The following is a 20,537-nucleotide window of genomic DNA, read 5'->3' as shown; positions in this document are numbered from 1 at the left end:
TCATATATATCAGATTTAAAATCATATTAATTGGAGTCGTAATAGTGACGAGTGATGATGATATGCCTAGTGTAAATTTCACAGTCAAATACGATGGTGAAGCCATTCGTGATCATGAGATGGACGTAGCTTTATTAGCTCCAGCTTTATTGGGAATGCAAAAAATTCTTGAAGAGTTAGTTAAATCTAGTACACAGGGAGAATATAAGACTAGTCTAAAAATTAAAGGCAATGCAAGAGAAGGTTCGATTGAAGTCGAACTAGTAATGCAAGCTGTATCGAATTTATCTACACAAGTCGTTGACTTTTTATCAGGAAAATATGGTGCGGCTGGTGCTAACCTGACGACAATCATAAGTGGTGGTATTGGTAGTTTATGCATGCTCTATTCTCTAGTTAAAAAGTTTGGAAATGAAAAACCTGAGAAAATTACGAGAATTGATGACGATAAAGTACAATTACATTTTAAAAGTGAAACTGTTATCGTTAATCAACATATTTACAACATTTACAACAATTTTGAAGTAAGAGAAAGCTTATATAAAACAGTTAGACCTCTCGAGAAAGAAGGAATCAAAACATTTGATATAATTAAAGATTCTCTATCTATAGTTCACATAGATCAAGAAGAAATAGGAAGATTCTTACCTCCTCGTCTTTCCGAGTCTTTATTACTAAATGAAGAAACTACTTTTTTACAGATAAAGGCTATAACATTTGATTTGAACAATAAATGGTCTTTTACTAGAGGTGACGAAACTATAAAAGCTAATATAATAGATCCCTTATTTGTTGATAAGGTATATAAAAGAGATGTTTCTTTTTCGGAAGGTGACATACTTCAGGTAAGGCTTGAGAAAGAGCAGTATATGGAGAATGCTAAACTCAAGACATCTTATAAAATCTTAGAAGTATTAGATCATATAAAAGGTTCTCAACAAATAAATTTAGATCTATAAGCAACGCGTAGGATGGGTTAGTGAAGATTGGGTTAACTTATCTGATATTATTGAGCAATTAAAATCTCAAGTTCTCAACCATGCAGTATTAAACCATCTTTCAGAACACGAAATTGAGCAAAAGATTTTAGCCATTGACCCAAAGGATGTTAATTTTAACAGTGATAGAAGTCTTATTAGGATTAATACTTGATATATAAGTATTGGTTTAAAAAAACTGAGAGTAAAGCAGAGTGCGTCCCTAACCCTGCCTTAACACCAAAATAGGAATCACCAAGTCTTCCTCATCGGTCAGATGCTGCGAGAGTAAATCAGTCGCATCCACCAAAGTCTGATGCAATTGCTCCGCCAGCGCTTTATCCTCAACCTCACTTCTCGCCAGCGTATCATTTTGCACTTGCAACTTATCGAGTAGCGCATCCAAGCGCACATGGTCGCGACCCAATATCTCAAACCCTGCCTGTAGCTGCGGATACATCCTAATAAACTCAGGGAAAAACCCCTCGTCCTCTACCCCATGATGTTGATGCAGTTTGAGCACATGCATATTGATACGCTTCAGTATCTGCGAGCGATACTCTGACCAGTCATACTCTCCAGATTGATAACCTTTACTAATCTGTGTCAAGATACGCTGACGCTTGCGTATGTTAGTATGTACTTTTAGCCAGCCTGATGTTTTGTAAGCATAATCTGTGATAAACCATTGATCTGGTGGTAGCTTGTTAAATAAGAACAACCAGTCCATCTCAAGCCGACTATCGGGATGACGCGGTGACAGAGTAAACAAATCCTCATCTGCAACGGTTTTGATAGCATCATCTTTGACAGCAACATTCTTAATAGTAATGCTTTGAGGTGAGTTATCCATTGCCTTGCCCTTGTTAATTGCCTTTACCAGTTACGTTTGCTTAATTAGCTTTCTTATTATCAGGAAGGCTATTTATAGAAAAAAGTGAAATCTAAAAACAAATTACTTATTATTTAGAATTACTAAAATCATTCAAATAAATATGTAGAATATAAATATAGTCTAAAATTTAAAAATCAACTGCGTACTTGAGTATGCATGTCTTGAATATGCATATATAGCCACTATAAATAACAATCTAATCAATGTGTTACATAATTCAGTCAGAAGCCACGTACTGCTATACTACTTCCACTGTAAAATTAAACCCATAATAACAAACACCATCACGGAAGCAGTGCCGAGCGATATTTGGTCACCATTCATAGTAGTGTTTAAAACACAAAGGATAATCATGTTTATTGTAGATAAAGCTGTGAATGCTAATATGCATAACAGAGTAGACACCCCTAAAATTATATTTTTTGACATCGATGATACGCTAAGCCGTAACGGTATTATTGCTGAACATAATAAGGCGACCCTCGAGCAACTGGCTAAAACTGACATCAAGCTAGTGATTGCGACAGGGCGTTCTAAAGCCATTATTCCAGATGATATTTTGGCATTATTGGACGACAATATATTGGACGCCATTATCTGTATGAATGGACAATATAGCTTTAATAAAGACGGTCTTATTAGTCATTACCCTTTATCCGCTGAGCAAAATGACAAAATCGTCCAGCTATGCCAAACGAGTGAAATCATTCATAAATTTGACTCTGCGACCCATATCGCATGGTCAAACGAAAACGAGCGTCTGCGTGAATACAATGCCAGAACACCGAACTCTATCGTTGATCCTGACTATTACAAATTAAACCCTGTCTATCAGTGCTCGGTATTCTTTAACAATCAAGAAGACAAAATGCAAGACGTCAACTTTGCCCAGTACGAGTTAAAACTGGTGCATTGGCATCAAATTGGCGCAGATATCTTGCCAGTAGAAGCATCCAAAGCACGAGGTATTAGAGATTTATGCGAGCATTATGCTATGGATGTGAACGAATGCATGGCGTTTGGCGATGGTATGAATGATTTGGAGATGTTTGATTTGGTTGGTTACGCGGTAGCCATGGGCGACTCTCAACCTGCCCTTATAGCGCGTGCGGACTTTGTCACTGGGACTATTGAAGAGTATGGTATTCAAAAGGTACTTGAGCAATTTAAGATAGCGTCATAATTAGAATAGAGTTAAGCGAAACCGTTAAAAATTCTTTTCTTTATAGCCAACAAGAACCCTTGTCAGTAGCTGACAAGGGTTTTTGTTTTGCGAATAATTGCTGAATTTCAAATAACAGACGTAAATAAGCGCTTAGCTCGTAGAATATAGCTGCAAAAAGGCATTTAACGCTTACCTGCTACCAAACCATAAACCCAGCTACCAATTTTATAGAATCCTACGATCATAAGAATAAGTACCACCGCTGCCAACACGTAAGCCAACCAATTGGGCACACTACTCAACCAGCCAATCGTAAATGCCAAACCCATATAAGTCTCCACTGGCCAATTCACCATAGGAGTTGGTGAGCCAGCATTGAACATGGCCATAAATGCCACTAACCCAAGTACAGCAGTAATAATCCCAGCACGTTTGCGGTTATTCATCTCTTTTCTCTTCTAAATTCGATCGAATTACTTATTCACTAGTTAATCTTCTAATTTTTATAGTCTTTACAGTAACAAGGCGCTGTATTAAAACGTCAAGGCACTGTCGAAGCGTCATCAAGGCATTGTCAAGCCACCATCAACAGCGATCGATTGTCCTGTGATAGCCGCACTCAAATCAGACGCCATTAGCAGCACTGAATTGGCAAAGTCAGCCACTGAGGTCGCTTGACGCAACGGTGTGGTAGTAGCGATATAATCAAATACCTCTTCAGTCGTTAAGCTGCTCGCGTCAGTAGTTTTTAGCAGTCCACCTGCCAGCAGATTAACTCGAATACCATACTGTCCTAGCTCCGCAGCCAAGTTACGCGTCAGCCCAATCAAGGCCGATTTAGCAGTCGTATAGTCGTAATAAGTGACTACCGGATTGTAAACGAGGTTGGTTGAGATATTGATAATCTTGCCCATCTGCTGCGCTTTCATTTGTGGTAATACCGCTTGCACTGTATTAACTGCGCCCTTGACGATGCCATCTATTTGCTGAGAAAAATGCGCCCATTTGACAGTTTCAATACTGGTGTAATCAGCACTGGGATTAAACTGGTAACTTGGCAAGGCATTATTGACCAATACATCAATGCGACCATAACGAGCAATGACCTCATCCGCCATCGCTTTTACTTGCTCAAGTTCAGTGACATCAGCTTGATAAGTAAATGCTTGTCCCCCGGTCTCTAAGATATCTGCAACTACTTTTTCGGCAGCTTCTTTACTATTAAGATAATTGACGCAAACGAGCGCGCCTGCTGCTGCCATTTGCTGAGATATCTGTGCACCAAGGCCACGACTGGCACCAGTGACGATTGCGACTTTGTTAGTGAGCAGTGTAGGAATAACCGTATTGGTCTGGTTCATAGTATTTATCCTTTATATAGTTTTATCGAAACATATAGTTTTATAGAGATTTTTATTTAAATTTTAGAAAATATTAAACATTCCAAAGGTGCCAATCATATCATGATTATTAATTATCATAGCGCTTAGCAAAATCTACGATTTTCTAATCAAAGCCTAGCAGATTCGAGCTGCTACCCTTTAAATTATGGCTTCGAATGACCATAACGATATAATTACTGCTAATAAATAGCGGTCAATTATCTAACATGCATCGGTTTTTACTTTTTTGTCTACTTAGGAGAGCTATCTTGTCTCATTTATCATCGTCACGCCTATCCTCAAAAGTTCCTACTCGCGCTGGCAGTCGAGTCGGTCGTGTCATACCCAAAGCATTGTTGGCCGCAGCTGTCGGCTTGGTACTTACTAGCTGTAGCAACTCTGACAATGCTGCGACTGATGGTACGGCTACCAGTAACGAAACCCTTAATTTGTATAACTGGTCAGAGTATATGCCGCAAGAGATTCTTGATGGCTTTGAGGAAGAGACAGGAATCTCGGTCAACTACACGACCTTTGATTCTAATGAAGCGATGTATGCCAAGCTTAAACTGCTTGACGACTCTAGCCAATATGATCTTGCTATTCCATCAACCTATTATGTTGAAAAAATGGCTAAAGAGGGATTATTGCAAGAGCTAGATAAATCAAAACTGAGCAATTTTAAGAATCTTGATACTTCATTTACCAACACTAAGGTCGATCCTGAGAACAAATACTCTATCCCTTATATGTGGGGCAGCACTGGTCTTGCTATTAATGGTGATACTGTTGACCCTGCGACCGTCAATAGCTGGAATGATCTATGGAGTCCTAACTATAAAGGTCAGGTGATGCTGACCAACGATGTGCGTGAAGTGTTTGGCATGGCGTTACTGACACTTGGCTACTCAGGCAACAGTCGCAATCCTGATGAGATTAAAGCTGCTTATGATAAGCTCACCACCTTAATGCCTAACGTCAAAACCTTTAATTCAGATGCGACGCGCATGCCCTATATCGAAGGCGAAACTGCACTCGGTATGACATGGAATGGTGAAGCCGTCATGGCCAACGATGAAGGTCTGACCAGCTTGGTTTATAAATACCCATCTGAGGGCGCGATATTATGGATGGACAACTTCGTCATCCCAAAAAACGCCAAGCAAGTAGACGCTGCGCATAAATTCATTGATTATTTGCTACGTCCTGAAAACGCTAAAATCGTTAGTGAAGAGATTGGTTATGCGTCGCCAAATATGGCGGCACGCGAGCTTATGTCGGATGAAGTGAGAAACAACCCAACGATTTACCCAAGTAAAGAAGTGCTAGCAAAAGCAGAATTCCAAGAAGATGTGGGTGATGATGCGCTACAGGTTTATCAGCAGTATTGGGATATGCTAAAAACTGGCCGTTAATAGAAAGATAGAAAGTCTGCTTTATAGAACTATCTATAATGACTAACTAAAGTATCTAAACGGTTAAACACAAATAAAAACGCTGGCTTTAAATGGTCAGCGTTTTTTTATAAATGTAAATCAGTCTCGCCGCCTTTATCCTCAATGCGGCGTTGTTCTCGGCGCTGGTAACGAAGGCCGGAGGCAGCGAACCATTGCGGTTTAGTCGTCTGTAATAAATCACTGAGCCGTTGTAATTGCACTTGTAGAGTTTGAGTTAACCAAAAATAGCCTTGCCACTCAAACCCTAAGTTTTGCACACTTGGATAATCTGATACGGCGATGCGAGTGATAGGCCGAAACACCTCATCACTTGGGCTACGAAGTACTGCTGCCATATGCTGCATGGCTTGGGTCAATTCATGTTGATAGTGTATTAAGAGTATATGATTTTCATCATCAATCTCAATATTAGCCAAACGCGGCGCTGCACTTAATAGTAAATCAATCGTCCCGATAATATTACGATGCGTACGTTGAATGGTTTCTAAGGTCTCTTTTTCAATTCCCGATTCACTTGCTGTAGCAGCGATATGTGGACGAACCGCTAATAGACGCTTATTGATTTTTTGTAGCGCTTTTACCAAGGCCTTATTAACTGGGGTATCAGGGACAGAGCTACTGGTAGGATAAACAAGACTTGCTGAGCTAGTACCTTTAGTGTATTTAAACGGTTTAGGAACCAGAACGTCAGCATCAATATGATTACCGACCCCAGCATAGAGATTGCTACAGGTTTCAAGGTTAGTTGCTAGCAAAAAGCGCCACATCAAAGTAGACTTGAGAGGTAAAACTAAGGTAGCCGCTACTGCTACACCAGCGCCAAGTAGAATATTAAAAGCGCGGTACATACCGTCTTGGCTGACATTGCTCTGATCAGGGCTTGAAACAATCATCAACATGGTGATACCGGTCAATAGACCGATATAACCCAGTTGCTTGACCGCTACATAACCGATAAGACCGCTGATGATGCCGATAAGTAGATAGTATATCCACATCCACGTACCAATATCTTGACTCAGCCATAAAAAACCAAGTCCGACACCTACCCCAAGTAATGTACCCAGTATTCGTTCTTTAGCCTTAGTATAAATTGCACCTTGGTATTGCAATAAACCTAAGATGACAAATACCGTAATGGTCGTCCACTCCCCATGGGGTAAGTTGGTAAGCTCGTTCAATAGGAATGCAATGACAACAGCCGTGCCCAAACGTATCGCATGCAAAACATCGGCATGTTGATAACGCGCATAAGGCTCAATCAGCGGGGCAGTAAATCGTTGCCAAAAAGTCAGTTTCACTCGGAATTTCTCTTTTTGTATAGTAAAAAATGTTAAGAAAAAACAATGGCAGTCGTTGAGTAATAAGCCATTAAACACGTAACCATTAGACACATAGCCATTAACTGACTACCAAAAAATAACGCCTCTCATCTATTAAAAGACAAAAGACGTTAAAGGTCAAAGCATGCTAGCACAAAATATGAAAAACTTACCTATGCGCTAGCTTTTAGCTGTTTATAGTGTTTTTAAATTTATAGCATATGTTAAACACTATACTTCTAGGAAATCCAATATTCCCTCAGCCGCTTCACGACCTTCCCAAATAGCAGTTACCACCAAATCAGAGCCACGTACCATATCCCCGCCAGCAAATATCTTAGGATTGTTAGTTTGGAACTTAAAGGTCTGCTCTTCCGCTGCTAACACACGGCCGGAGCTGTCCATAGCGACTTGTTGCGTCTCAAACCAGTCGGCAGGGCTAGGACGGAAACCAAAGGCCATAATAACCGCATCACAAGGGATAATTTCCTCAGAGTTAGGAATTGGCTCAGGACGACGACGACCACGGTTATCTGGTGCACCTAAATGGGTAGTGACGACTTTTACCGCGTTGACCTTACCATTTAAGCCGATGATTTCGGTCGGTTGGCGATTAAATAAAAACTCAACCCCTTCCTCGCGCGCATTAACGACTTCACGACGTGAGCCCGGCATATTCTCTTCATCGCGGCGATAAGCACAGACTACCTTCTCCGCACCTTGGCGGATACTGGTACGGTTACAGTCCATAGCTGTATCACCACCGCCCAATATCACGACTTTTTTGCCTTTCAGATCGATGTACTCTTCTGGATCTTTTTCCCAGTCGTTACAGCGATTAACGTTCGCAATGAGGTAATCTAGCGCGTCATGAACGCCTTCCAGCTCTTCGCCAGCGAAGCCGCCACGCATATAGGTGTATGTACCCATACCCATAAACACCGCATCATATTCGCTTATTAGCTCATCGATACTAACGTCAGTACCGATTTCCGTTTCAAGGCGGAATTCAATTCCCATGCCTTCAAAGATGACACGGCGATTGCGCATGACGTCTTTTTCCATCTTAAACTCTGGAATACCAAAGGTCAGTAAGCCGCCAATCTCAGGTCGTTTATCAAACACCACAGGTCTCACACCATTTCTAACTAAAATATCTGCACAACCGAGACCTGCTGGCCCTGCACCAATAATGGCGACTTTTTTGTCTGTCCAGACCACATCTGACATGTCTGGACGCCAGCCAAGTGCAAAAGCGGTATCGTTAATATATTTTTCGACATTACCAATGGTCACGGCGCCAAAGCCATCATTTAGCGTACAAGCACCTTCACACAAGCGGTCTTGTGGACAGACACGGCCGCAGACTTCAGGCAGGGTATTGGTACGGTGACACAATTCTGCCGCCTGAAAGATCTGGCCTTCGGTCGCCAGCTTAAGCCAATTAGGAATATAATTGTGTACCGGGCATTTCCATTCGCAGTATGGGTTGCCACATTCAAGACAACGGTGCGATTGCTGAGCAACCGATTCAATTTCAAACGGTTTATAAATTTCGACAAACTCCGTTGAGCGCGTCGCAATGTCTTTTTTGACCGGCTCAAGCCGTGGTACGTCCAAAAACTGGAAACTATTATCTAAGCGTTTTGCCATAATGAATTTCTCTTTTATATTAGGCTCTTTTATAGTAGGTAGTGACAGCTAATGTTGTGCAGCCTAAATGAGGCAAATAGGCACATCGTTACTGTCACTTACCTGCTTAAAACATTCGAGCAGTGAACTTTAAGGTCTCAACCTTATAATTATTTGAAACCTTGACTGGACGATATACACAAAATTATTGTGGATCAGCCGTCGTAGTTTTTAGCAAAGTTGCAACGTTCGCCGCTTTAGGCTTAACCAAATAAAACTTACGAACATAATGCTCAAAGTCAGCCAATATCGTCTGACCCCATGCGCTCCCTGTTTTATCTACATGAGCTTCAATTACTTGATGCAAATGAATACGATGTTCCTCAGTTTGCTCACTTGAGATACGATTCAAATCAATCAGCTCATGGTTACAGCGATCAAAGAAGTCGCCTTCCATATCAAGCACATAAGCAAAGCCGCCTGTCATACCCGCACCAAAGTTAAGGCCGGTACGTCCAAGGACTGTAATAATGCCACCTGTCATATACTCACAGCAGTGATCGCCTGTGCCTTCAATGACAGCATGGGCGCCAGAGTTACGTACACCGAAGCGCTCGCCTGCTGTACCTGCCGCATATAGCTTACCGCCTGTTGCACCATAGAGACAGGTATTACCGATAATAGCAGTATCATGCGCGGTAAAGCTTGAACCTTTCGGTGGATAAATCACAATCTCACCGCCTGCCATGCCTTTACCGACATAGTCGTTGGCATCGCCTTCAAGCTCAATATGTAGGCCGCCAGCATTCCAAACGCCTAAGCTTTGACCCGCGGTACCCGTTAAATGCAGCTTAATAGGCATGTCGCTCATCCCAAGATTGCCCCATACTTGCGCAATCTCACCTGAGATACGCGCGCCAATAGAGCGATCACAGTTACCGACATAGTAGCTATAGTCACCGCCATTGCCTTTACGGATATTGAGCAGCATATCACTGATCATCTGCTCAGCAAGTAAGCCTTTGTCAAATGGCTCATTACGCTCAACTTGACAGGTTTGAGCTTTGCCGCTACTGGCAGGATGACTAAATAGTAATGGCGTTAAGTCAAGATGACGCTGCTTATCCGTATTGCCTTCTAGCACTTCAAGCAAGTCAGTACGTCCGACCAGCTCTTCCATACTGCGTACACCAAGCGCGGCTAACCATTCACGTGTTTCAGTTGCCACAAACTTGAAGAAGTTAATGAGCATCTCAGCTTCACCAATGAAGTGCTTATCACGTAGCTCAGCTTTTTGGGTTGCAACGCCAGTTGGGCAGTTATTAAGATGACAGATACGCAAGTATTTACAACCAACGGCAATCATAGGCGTAGTACCGAAACCGAAGCTTTCTGCGCCAAGGATAGCGGCTTTTACTACGTCAAGACCTGTTTTGAGACCGCCATCAGTTTGGATACGTACCTTATCGCGCAGACCATTAACTCTTAGCGACTGATGAGTCTCAGCCAAACCTAACTCCCATGGCGATCCGGCATGATGAATAGATGACAATGGCGAAGCTGCGGTACCACCATCATAACCTGAGATGGTAATTAAATCGGCGTAGGCTTTTGCCACGCCTGTCGCGATAGTTCCTACTCCTGGACGGGAGACTAATTTAACCGATACCAAAGCATCAGGATTGACTTGTTTTAAATCAAAGATTAGCTGGGCTAAATCTTCAATAGAATAAATATCATGATGCGGCGGCGGTGAAATCAAAGTCACCCCCGGTACCGAATAACGCAAACGTGCAATCAAAGCATTGACCTTGCCACCCGGCAGCTGACCACCCTCGCCCGGTTTAGCACCCTGAGCAACTTTAATCTGCATGACTTCTGCTGAACGTAAATACGCAGGTGTGACCCCAAAACGACCAGAGGCAATTTGTTTGATTTTTGAGTTGCGCAAAGTGCCATAACGTACTGGATCTTCACCGCCCTCACCAGAGTTTGAGCGCCCACCGATGGTATTCATCGCCATGGCGATTGACTCATGCGCCTCAGGTGATAGCGCGCCTAATGACATGCCAGCAGAGTCAAAGCGCGTTAAAATCTTGGCGGTATCTTCAACCTCGTTGATATCAATACTATTATCCGTTTTAAGCTGTAATAAATCACGCAAGGTCGCAACCGGACGACTATTGACCAAATCAGCATACTGACGATAATTGTCATAATCACCAGTACGAACTGCGGTATGCAAGCTGTTGATCACATCGGGATTAAAGGCATGATATTCTTTATTAAAGACAAACTTGAGCAAACCACCTTGATCAAGTGGCGCACGGCGCTTAAAAGCATTTGCAGCTAACTGTGCTTGGTCCGCAGCCAAATCTTCAAAAGTCGCCCCCTTAATCCGGCTTTGCACGCCTTTAAAGCACAAGCTCACGACCTCTTCAGAGAGCCCAACCGCTTCGAATAATTGCGCACCGCGATAAGAGACAATGGTAGAGATTCCCATTTTTGATAAGATTTTCAGCAGGCCCTTATCTAAGCCTTTACGGAAATTAACCCGCGCTTGAATCGGATCGCCCAGTAGCTCACCAGTCGCGACCAAATCATCAATAACATCATAAGCTAAGTATGGATAGATGCAGGTCGCGCCAAAGCCAATCAATACCGCCACTTGATGCGAATCACGTGCCAGACCGGTCTCAACAATTAAGTTAGCATCAGTACGAATACCTTGCGCAATGAGATAATGATGTACCGCACCAGTCACCATAATGGCATTAGCAGGTACTTTATCCGCATCAATGTCTTTATCAGATAATACAATCAAAGTGTTACCAGCACGAATAGCGCTCGCCACTTGCTCACAGATAGCGATGATGGCATCAGACAGCTCTAGAGTGCGCTCATAGTTTAAGTCAATGCGTACCATTTGAAACGCAGGGTCATTCAAGGTTTCAAGCTGCTGCATCTTACTGGCTGACAATACTGGCGACGATAAAATAATACGATGCGCGTCTCTCGCTGATGGTGCAAACACATTGGTTTGGGCACCGAGACAAGTTTGGAGCGACATCACGATAGACTCACGCAGCGGGTCAATCGGTGGATTGGTTACCTGTGCGAACTGCTGACGGAAGAAATCACCAACATGGCGAATTTGCTGCGATAATACCGCCATTGGCGTATCATCACCCATCGAACCGACTGGCTCTTGAGCATTTTCGGCATTGGGGCGAATGATTTCAGTACGCTCTTCATTAGTAATGTGATACATTTTTTGCAGTGCTTTTAACTTATCACCGCGGCATGCTTGCGCTGCTAGCTCTTCTTCTAAACGCTCATCATCACGAATGCGTTTCGCTTCTTCACGTAACCATTTACGATAGGGATGAGCTTTTTTGAGTAAGGTGGCAATGGCCTTAGTATCCAAAATCTGACCAGTCAAAGTATCAATGACCAGCATTTGACCTGGGCCGACACGACCTTTTGCCAGCACATCTTTAGGATCATAATCCCAAACGCCAATCTCAGATGCAACGGTGATATAGCCGTTCTTAGTCGTCACCCAGCGTGACGGACGCAGACCATTACGATCAAGCATACAGACCGCATAACGTCCATCTTGAATCACCAGACCTGCCGGCCCATCCCACGCTTCCATATGCTGCGAGTAAAATTCATAAAACGCGCGCAAGTCCATATCCATGCTATCGACATTTTGCCAAGCTGGCGGCACCAAAATCGACATCGCATGGAACAGATTCATACCACCTGACATGAGCACTTCAAGCATATTGTCTAAGCTTGATGAGTCAGAACCAGTACTGTTGACCAGTGGTGTCAATTCATTCAAATTGGGCAGTTTGTCTGATTTTAACTTTGGCGTACGTGCTTCAGACCAGTTACGATTACCAGTAATCGTATTGAGCTCACCATTATGAGCAAGATAGCGAAATGGCTGTGCCAACGGCCAGCGCGGTAACGTATTGGTTGAAAAGCGCTGATGAAATACCACAATATGCGAAGCTAACCGCTCATCTTGTAAATCTAAAAAGAAAGCTGGCAGATCTGACGGCATCACCAGACCTTTATAAATAATAGTTTGGCAACTTAATGAACATACATAAAACAGCTCATCATCGATTAAGCGTTGCTCTGCTTTTTTACGAGCGACAAACAATTTGCGGTTAAAATCGTCTGCAGCTAGATCTTCGGTTGCATTGACAAAAACTTGCTTGAAATCTGGCAGCGTCTCCCGACCAATCTCACCCACAATGCTTAAATCAAGCGGAACATCGCGCCAGCCAGCAACTTCTAAGCCTTGCGCAGTAATTTCATCACTGAGAACTTGCTGGCTATGTTGAGCTTTATCATTATCTACATTAACGAATACCATACCTACTGCAAAGTTATCGGTGATAGCAAACCCTTGCTCTTCAGCAATACTTTTAAAAAATGTCGTTGGTGTGGCAAGTAATAGACCACAACCGTCGCCAGTTCTGCCGTCAGCAGCAACACCGCCGCGATGGGTCATGCAGCTTAAGCTATGAATAGCGGTTTTTACTAAATTATGGCTGGCTTGTCCCTCAATGTGAGCAATCAAACCAAAACCACAGTTATCAGAGAAGTCATCTGGCGTGGCCAAATGCGTATGGGAGGAAATCATTGACATGGCTAGTCCTTTTAAGTGAACGGGCAGCGTATATATCTAATGTAGATCATAAACTGAATACCGTAGGCAAAACGGGCTGATGATAAATGTTCATCCGAACAAATAAATGATGCGATCGACAATAGGTTCTAACGCTTTGAAAGGGATGAAAATGCTCATCACTTTCTCATTTATTTGAGAGCAGATTACTAATAACTAGTTGTTAAGCGTTGATAGTGGCAAGATAAGAGCGTCAATAAGATGCTAACTGTTAAAGGGTTAGCACGTTGTTCTTTGCTTGGCAGCTATTAATAACTTTTAATTACAAGCATCAATATGATGCATATATCGATTGACAACTGGCTGGCTGAGCACCTAATAACACGGTGTTCAATTGAGTTTGAATATCAGACGCTCTATATTCAAGCGCCTTAACAACCCTAGGAAGGAAGATAATAAGAGAAGTTGTACCACTTATAATAATCTTAATACAAATGGTCAGTCACTGCGCTTGAAGCAACGGCATTATCATAAAGGCTTGTAGCAAAAGCATTAAGCAAATACCAAACAAAAAATAGCTATTTACGATAACTGTACAGAGCGTCGCCCACATTCATATTAGTTAATGATTATAGAAAAATCTAGTCTTTTTTATTAATTCATTTAATTATGGTCTTAAGAGTCATTTCAAACTTTTAGTATTAGAACACGTAACAAATAGTATTAAAACGCTCATAAAATACTACTGAGTATACTATTTATCAGCTATTAACTTTATATTCCTGCCATGGTTGTTTTTGAATATAAACGTTTAAGTTTTAGAAAAAAATAGCTTACTCATTTGTACTGGGTATTGAGCCGTTAATTGAAAAGGCACAAAAAAGCCTGCTAGACATCGCATCTTGCAGGCTTACTTGATAGCAAATCGTAATAGGTAGCTGATAGCCCTCTAAAGAGCTAGTCAGTTTTTTCTTCTATTAGCTCTTTAATACTATCGTTATTGTTTTTAGTTGCCCCAGCGTTGGCGTTCTTGGCGGTGCCAGCATTAGGGTTTTTGTTGCTTGAACTTGGATTAGCATTACTCTTTTCAGCATTGTTTGCCGCACCTGGTTGTTTTGGCGTAGGAACAACCGGTAAGTTTTTAGACTCCGATTCAGCTTTACGCGCGTTGTCTTCTTTTTTGGCTGTAGATGATGGAATAGTGACGCCATCTTCAGTAATCACGGTGCGCTCTTCATTAACTGCTAAGGTTGCAGAAGTATCCTCTGATTGACGAATACTTTCGACATTGCTGCTATCATTGCTGGCTTGACTGTTACCACTCCTAGCTTCATTGCTATTGGCTAAGGTTTCTGCTGTTTCGCGAACTGGTACTTCGCGCTTAGTTGGCTGCAATTTAACCGATCGTGAACGTCTAGTGCTTAAATCTTTAATCGGTCCAGGCCTCTCATAGTTATCGATAATACCGACATAACGGCTGATTTCTTCTGGCAATACACGTACGTCAGCTGGTAATCCAAAATCTATCAGTTTCGCCGCTCCTACCGCCTCTTGTGGACTACTCATTATCCCGTAAGTCAGCATATAGCGCAGTTGATTATTGTCATCACGATAACGAAAGTACGAGAATTTTTTGCGATCATCACGACCTTCTAAATAGCTGGCAATCACTTCATTTTCTGCAACGTTCATTACCTGTACAGTCCACTTGCCTTTATTAGCTAGCAAGTAACGCTTATCTTTAAACTCATCAGGATAGTTGCGCAAATCACGAATGGTATCTTCAAAATTAATGGGCTGTACATCATTATCTAGCTCATGCAAGGCTGCAACAGATAAAGGCTGCTTGAGCTCAGTACTTAATACTTCTGGCGCTGATATTGGCGCGTTTTCAATTTTGGCACCAATTGCTGGAGTCTGACTAAACATCCAAAGCAGCGCCGTTAAAACCCCAAGAAGTAAAGTCATCATCAGCCAAATCAAAGCTTGACGGCGATATGACCTGCTTTCTGGGCGAGTCGTTGAGCTCGATGTGGCCATGGGTGTTTCCTTGGAAAAATAGGGTTAAGCATACTAATAAAAGTCTGATCAAAAAGACCATTGCTGGCAAACAAGCTTAGAATAAGTTAATTGCATTAGCATTAATATGGGATACATGTGCTAAATAAGAACATGCCTACTTTAATACTGAACTACCTATACTCTATCTTTATGTTGCGACAGTACGTCTGTAAGTAGCTGCGTGTCAAAATCATCTGTTAGCACTGCTTGTCCTATTGATTTTAACAAAATTAGACGGATTTGTCCGCGTTTCACTTTTTTGTCGTGACCCATCAGCTTCAAAGCAGTATCAACTCCGATTGGTGGCGGATTAATGGGTAGGTTGGCAAGTAACAATACGCGCTTAATCCGAGCTAGATCATCGCTACTTAGCCACCCCATCATTTGTGATAGCTCAGCGGCTTGTACCATGCCAGCAGCGACAGCTTCACCATGCAGCCAGTTGCCATAACCTTCATGAGTTTCAATCACATGACCAAAAGTATGACCGAAGTTGAGCAGCGCCCGCACACCAGCCTCTCTCTCATCTTGTGCAACAACAGCCGCTTTATACTCACAGCAACGCTTCACAGCTTCGCCAAGTACAGCCAAATCCAGCTCCATCATGGCGGGTAGGTTATGTTCAAGCCAGCTCAAAAACTCTGCATCCATGATTAAAGCATACTTAATCACCTCCGCAAGTCCTGCTGACAACTCACGTGCAGGTAAAGTTCGCAAAGTGCTCATATCAGCCAGTACCATCTGCGGCTGCCAAAAAGCACCAATCATGTTTTTACCCTGCAGATGGTTGATACCAGTTTTGCCACCAACGCTTGAGTCTACTTGTGACAGTAAGGTGGTCGGAATTTGGATAAAATTCACCCCGCGCATAAAGCTTGCTGCTGCAAAACCAGTCATATCACCGATGACCCCACCACCAAGCGCCACTAAAGTTACATCACGATTAAAATGTTGGACCATTAAGGTGTCGTAAATTTGATTAATACTGTCTTGGTTTTTGTATTGCTCGCCATCAGGGAGTATGCAAACTGCAACGGTAAATAATTCTGCCAATTGCTTTTGAAGCGGCTGCAAATATAAAGGGGCAACAGTATCATTCGTCACGATTAATACTTGCTGACCAGTAATATAAGGCGCAATGCTGGCCGCCATATTACACTGCTCAGTAATAACGATTGGGTAATCATGGCTTTGGGTATGAACCGTCAAGCCATCGTTGAATAGTGGCATTGCCATAAAAACTCCTATGTTTAATATGTCTATTTGCTGCTCATCGGAAGGTTTTATAAGAACCTATTAATCTATAAGTGGTTTGGACGTGGAAGCTGCTTCTGCTTCTGCTTTTATTGTCATGTCAGTTACCGTCTGATCTGCTGCTAATACTAAGTCTAAATCTGTAACTACAGGCACACAAAGAGATTCAAGCTGTTGTAACAATTGATTGACCATATGACGAGGATAGGTGTGACCAGTAGGCAAGACAATATGTGCCACTTGTCGATACAATGGATCGCGGGCGCTATATAAATCTTGCAATATTTTTCTGGGATTGGGCTGCTGTAATAATGGGCGCGACTTGTCTTTAGCAGTACGTGCCATTTGTACATCTACTGGTGCGTTCAGATAAACCACAATGCCGCGCTGATGCAAAAACTTCCGATTATCAGCATGCATAACTGCGCCGCCGCCAGTCGCAAGGACAATGTCCGTACGTTGAGTCAGCTCGTCTATTGCTCGTGTTTCACGCGCGCGAAACCCCGCCTCACCTTCTTTAGCGAATATCCAAGCAATATCAGCGCCTGTTTGTGATTCGATATACCAGTCACTGTCCACAAACTCTCGTCCCAACTGCTTAGCAAGCAATCGGCCAATGGTGGTCTTCCCCGCTCCCATCGGCCCAACTAGAAATACCGATGGCAATTCCTCCAACATAGCACTCACTCAGATAAATTAACTATCATACAACGTCATCGATATTCTGGCTAGTAACGAGCTGTGATTATTGTCAGTAAAATTAGCTCTTATTAAATTCTAGGCCATAAAAAAGCAAGCACTTAGGCTTGCTTTTTTTATAGCTTACTAGCTGTCAGCAAAATTATATTAATCTAAACGGCTAATACCGTCATTAATTAGTTTTGGTGTAACAAAGATAAGCAGCTCTTCTTTTGCGTTACTACGTACGTCTTTACGGAAAGCACGACCAATATAAGGCAGATCGCCTAAGAACGGGACTTTATCTACCCCATTAGAGATACGATTTTTAAAGACGCCACCAAGTACAATCGTCTGTCCATCTTCTACAATGACGTTAGTGGAGATAGAGTCTTCAGCAATAGCGACTTGATTGTTAATTATAGTCGGTGTTCCGTTAGTAATCACCAACTGCAAACCAATCTTGCCATCAGGCGTAATATTTGGGGTTGCTTCTAAGCTTAGCGCTGCCTCTTTGAAGCTAGTAGACGTGGCTCCACTAGCAGACGCTTCTTGATAAGGGATTTGCGTACCAGATGAAACTTTGGCTGTTTGTTTATCTGCTGTCAAAATCTTAGGGGTAGAAATAACTTCACCACGGTTGTCTGCTTGCAGTGCTGATAGTTCTAGATCTAACATGACATCTGACATAGCTAGTAGACCAAATGCAATACTTCCCGCAGGGTTGGCTACGCCTAAATCGACGTTAAGATTGTCAGGACGACTGATGTCGTATTTAGGATATGATACGGTTTGACCATTAACAGTCGTCGTTTCTACATCAAAATCTTTAAGATCCCACAAGGTTTGATTACTACCACCGACTAGCAAGTTACGGTTGTTAGCTGCACCATTAGATAAGATGCCCCAACGTACACCGATCTCTTTACTAAAGCTGTCAGAAGCACTAACGATTCGCGCCTCAATCATAACTTGGCGTACTGGAATATCAATTTTGCTAATGAGTCTGTGAATATTTTCAATGCTATCAGCCACATCTTTGACAATCAGTGTGTTAGTACGCTCATCAATCGTCACTGTACCGCGGTTAGACAATAAGCTATTGCTATCTTCTACGCGACTATTGCTTGAGCTACTGCCAGATGGACCGCTACCTTGAGAAATAAGGTTAAATACATCTTGAGCTTTAGCGTAGCTTAAGCGTATATATTCAGTACGTAATGGCGCGTAGGCTTCAACGGCTTGCTGAGCTTCAAGCTCCTGTGCTTCTTGAGCTGCCAGTTCAGTAGAAGGTGCAATCAATATAACATTGCCATTCTCACGCTTATCTAAATTTTTACTTTTTAAAATAATATCAAGGGCTTGATCCCATGGTACATTGATTAAGCGGAGCGTGATATTGCCACTAACCGAGTCACTAGCAACGATATTCATATCAGTAAATTGCGCTAGGATATCAAGTACACTACGAATCTCAACATCTTGAAACTCCATAGATAGTGCTTCACCACTATAAACTTTTTCTTCTAGTGTTGGCTCACGCAATAGCTCAGGCTTACTAATACTGATATTGAGCTGATTGCCCGATTGATAAGCTTGATACTCATAGTCCCCAGTCATATTGATGGTAATAACACCACTTTGACCTTGGTTTTTGGTATCAACGCTATCTACAAGCCCACTGTTAATATTTAAGCGACGCAATAAGTTTCTAGGTACGGTACTGCCAGTCATACGTACCACTAATTTATTGCCTTGGCGCTGCACATCAACCGGAATGGCTTCATTGGCAAGTGCAATACTAACATTACCGCCACCATTACTGCCTGCAGCAAAATTCAGTGCACTTAGACCATCATAACTATATTGTTTACTTACTTGTGCGGAGGCCAGCCTAGGATCTAGTAACGGGTTAACACGTACCACCATAGTATCAGCAGGCGCTTGCACTTTAATGACTTCTGAGCCTGTAATAACAGGAGTAATTCCGGCACTACTGGTTTCAACAATAGGTGTCACAATCGCTGTCGTGGTAACAGGGACAGTAGTGATGACTGGGCTATTTTTGACTACTGTACGATTTGGATCAGTAATAGTGAGTAATAAGTCACTACCATCCACAGCAGTAGTATAATCACCGCTTTGTTTTAAGCCTACGATCAAACGCGTCGTACTATCGTTGCTTAACGTAGTGACATCATTGACCATACCAATATTATAATTGTTAAATCGGCTAGCAAGACCATTTTGTACTTGTTCGAAATCCAAAACCAAACGACTAGGATTATCAAGCTGATAAGCAGCAGGCAGTACTGGCGCACCGTTAAATCCTAGACGTAGCTGGGTTACGGCAGGTGCGGTCTGTACCACAGAGACATTGTTGATGCGCTGCTCTGCATAAGCGGTGCTACTAATGGCGACCATACTGATTGCCAACGCAGATATTGCAAAGGTAGAAGACATACGGTTACTCATTGCCATTACCTTGTTATTGCGTACTGTCATTACTTATTCCTCAAAAAACCTGCCAACTTAATTTATAGGAGAGACCAGCGACTGGGGTCTTTCAATAAACCCTGCGCGGCTATCTGGCACAATTTCAATCAAATTAATCTGGGTCGGCGTGATTTCAACAATACGGCCGTCGTTTAGTCCAAGATAATCACCTACTTTAACGCTAGCAACCGAACCATCTGGACGCTGTACCAATGCATACTGTTGACCTTCAGGAGATATTATCATCCCGCGAAAGGTAAGCTGTGCAATCTCATACTGCTCAAGCGGTTCTTTGGTTCGAGTAATATCAGGACGCACACCATCTGTAGGTATGTTTGGACCCTGTACATTCATAAGGCTTGGCGGTAGGAATGGGCTGCGTATTAGGCTGGCACTGTATACAAAATCTTCTACTAACTCCGCTTTTGGCGGTGGCTCAATGGGCTGCGAGGGTGAGTTACGAATCTCGCTCATCGCTTGTCCCGCCATACCAATACGATCAGTACAGCCAGTCAACCATAAAGTTGCAATACTTAGGGCAAAAAGGGCCGATAATTTTTTAACATTCAT

General features: G+C 42.5%; 13 protein-coding genes and 1 pseudogene. 3 read left to right on the top strand and 11 right to left on the bottom strand.

Annotated features, from left to right (window positions below; translation table 11 throughout):
* Positions 1-44 precede the first annotated feature (44 nt).
* Positions 45-959, top strand: a complete 915-nt coding sequence (locus tag AAEY87_RS03630; RefSeq protein WP_350655989.1) for an LAPAL motif-containing putative phage structural protein — start codon at positions 45-47, stop codon at positions 957-959.
* A gap of 241 nt (positions 960-1,200) precedes the next feature.
* Here AAEY87_RS03630 and AAEY87_RS03625 read toward each other — a convergent pair whose 3' ends face one another.
* Positions 1,201-1,830: a hemerythrin domain-containing protein gene (locus tag AAEY87_RS03625; protein ID WP_350655988.1), complete on the bottom strand. Its 630-nt coding sequence runs from the start codon at positions 1,828-1,830 to the stop codon at positions 1,201-1,203.
* A gap of 394 nt (positions 1,831-2,224) precedes the next feature.
* On the opposite strand from AAEY87_RS03625, the gene AAEY87_RS03620 reads away from it, so the two are divergent.
* The gene (locus tag AAEY87_RS03620) at positions 2,225-3,055 is read left to right on the top strand and encodes a Cof-type HAD-IIB family hydrolase (protein ID WP_350655987.1); all 831 of its coding nucleotides are present in this window, start codon (positions 2,225-2,227) and stop codon (positions 3,053-3,055) included.
* Between the two features lie 164 nt (positions 3,056-3,219).
* On the opposite strand, the gene AAEY87_RS03615 is transcribed toward AAEY87_RS03620, so the two are convergent.
* A complete protein-coding gene (locus AAEY87_RS03615) occupies positions 3,220-3,483 on the bottom strand; it encodes a hypothetical protein (RefSeq protein ID WP_068037918.1) in 264 nt (87 codons plus the stop codon).
* Between the two features lie 117 nt (positions 3,484-3,600).
* Positions 3,601-4,398 carry a 3-oxoacyl-ACP reductase gene (locus AAEY87_RS03610; protein ID WP_068037923.1) on the bottom strand — a complete coding sequence of 266 codons (798 nt, stop codon included), beginning with the start codon at positions 4,396-4,398 and terminating at the stop codon, positions 3,601-3,603.
* A 290-nt stretch (positions 4,399-4,688) separates the two neighbouring features.
* On the opposite strand from AAEY87_RS03610, the gene AAEY87_RS03605 reads away from it, so the two are divergent.
* Complete coding sequence (locus tag AAEY87_RS03605) at positions 4,689-5,834, top strand: ABC transporter substrate-binding protein (RefSeq protein ID WP_350655986.1); 1,146 nt, start codon at positions 4,689-4,691, stop codon at positions 5,832-5,834.
* Between the two features lie 107 nt (positions 5,835-5,941).
* Here the strand turns inward: AAEY87_RS03605 and AAEY87_RS03600 are convergent, their stop codons facing one another.
* The 8 genes and pseudogenes from AAEY87_RS03600 to AAEY87_RS03565 all read right to left on the bottom strand — a co-directional run bounded on the left by AAEY87_RS03600 (position 5,942) and on the right by AAEY87_RS03565 (position 20,537).
* Complete coding sequence (locus AAEY87_RS03600) at positions 5,942-7,177, bottom strand: FUSC family protein (RefSeq protein ID WP_350655985.1); 1,236 nt, start codon at positions 7,175-7,177, stop codon at positions 5,942-5,944.
* 252 nt (positions 7,178-7,429) lie between these two features.
* Entirely contained in the window at positions 7,430-8,851 is a 1,422-nt protein-coding gene (locus AAEY87_RS03595) for a glutamate synthase small subunit GltD family protein (RefSeq protein WP_350655984.1), read from the bottom strand.
* 184 nt (positions 8,852-9,035) lie between these two features.
* Entirely contained in the window at positions 9,036-13,499 is a 4,464-nt protein-coding gene (gene gltB / locus AAEY87_RS03590) for a glutamate synthase large subunit (protein ID WP_350655983.1), read from the bottom strand.
* Positions 13,500-14,435: 936 nt separating this feature from the next.
* On the bottom strand, positions 14,436-15,518 hold the full coding sequence (locus AAEY87_RS03585) for a hypothetical protein (RefSeq protein ID WP_350655982.1): 1,083 nt from the start codon (positions 15,516-15,518) through the stop codon (positions 14,436-14,438).
* A 156-nt stretch (positions 15,519-15,674) separates the two neighbouring features.
* Positions 15,675-16,775 (bottom strand): 3-dehydroquinate synthase, encoded by a 1,101-nt coding sequence (gene aroB / locus AAEY87_RS03580; protein WP_068329481.1) that lies wholly within the window; start codon positions 16,773-16,775, stop codon positions 15,675-15,677.
* Positions 16,776-16,931: 156 nt separating this feature from the next.
* Positions 16,932-17,471: pseudogene (gene aroK, locus AAEY87_RS03575) on the bottom strand (shikimate kinase AroK); the annotation flags it as partial.
* A 168-nt stretch (positions 17,472-17,639) separates the two neighbouring features.
* On the bottom strand, positions 17,640-19,976 hold the full coding sequence (locus AAEY87_RS03570) for a type IV pilus secretin PilQ (protein ID WP_350655980.1): 2,337 nt from the start codon (positions 19,974-19,976) through the stop codon (positions 17,640-17,642).
* A 27-nt stretch (positions 19,977-20,003) separates the two neighbouring features.
* Positions 20,004-20,537 (bottom strand): pilus assembly protein PilP, encoded by a 534-nt coding sequence (locus AAEY87_RS03565; protein WP_149038765.1) that lies wholly within the window; start codon positions 20,535-20,537, stop codon positions 20,004-20,006.

This window comes from Psychrobacter sp. S1-30-MNA-CIBAN-0213 (assembly GCF_040309845.1).
GTDB lineage: Bacteria > Pseudomonadota > Gammaproteobacteria > Pseudomonadales > Moraxellaceae > Psychrobacter.
Note: the sequence above shows the minus strand (reverse complement) of the source record. Positions and strands in the feature narration are given on the sequence as shown.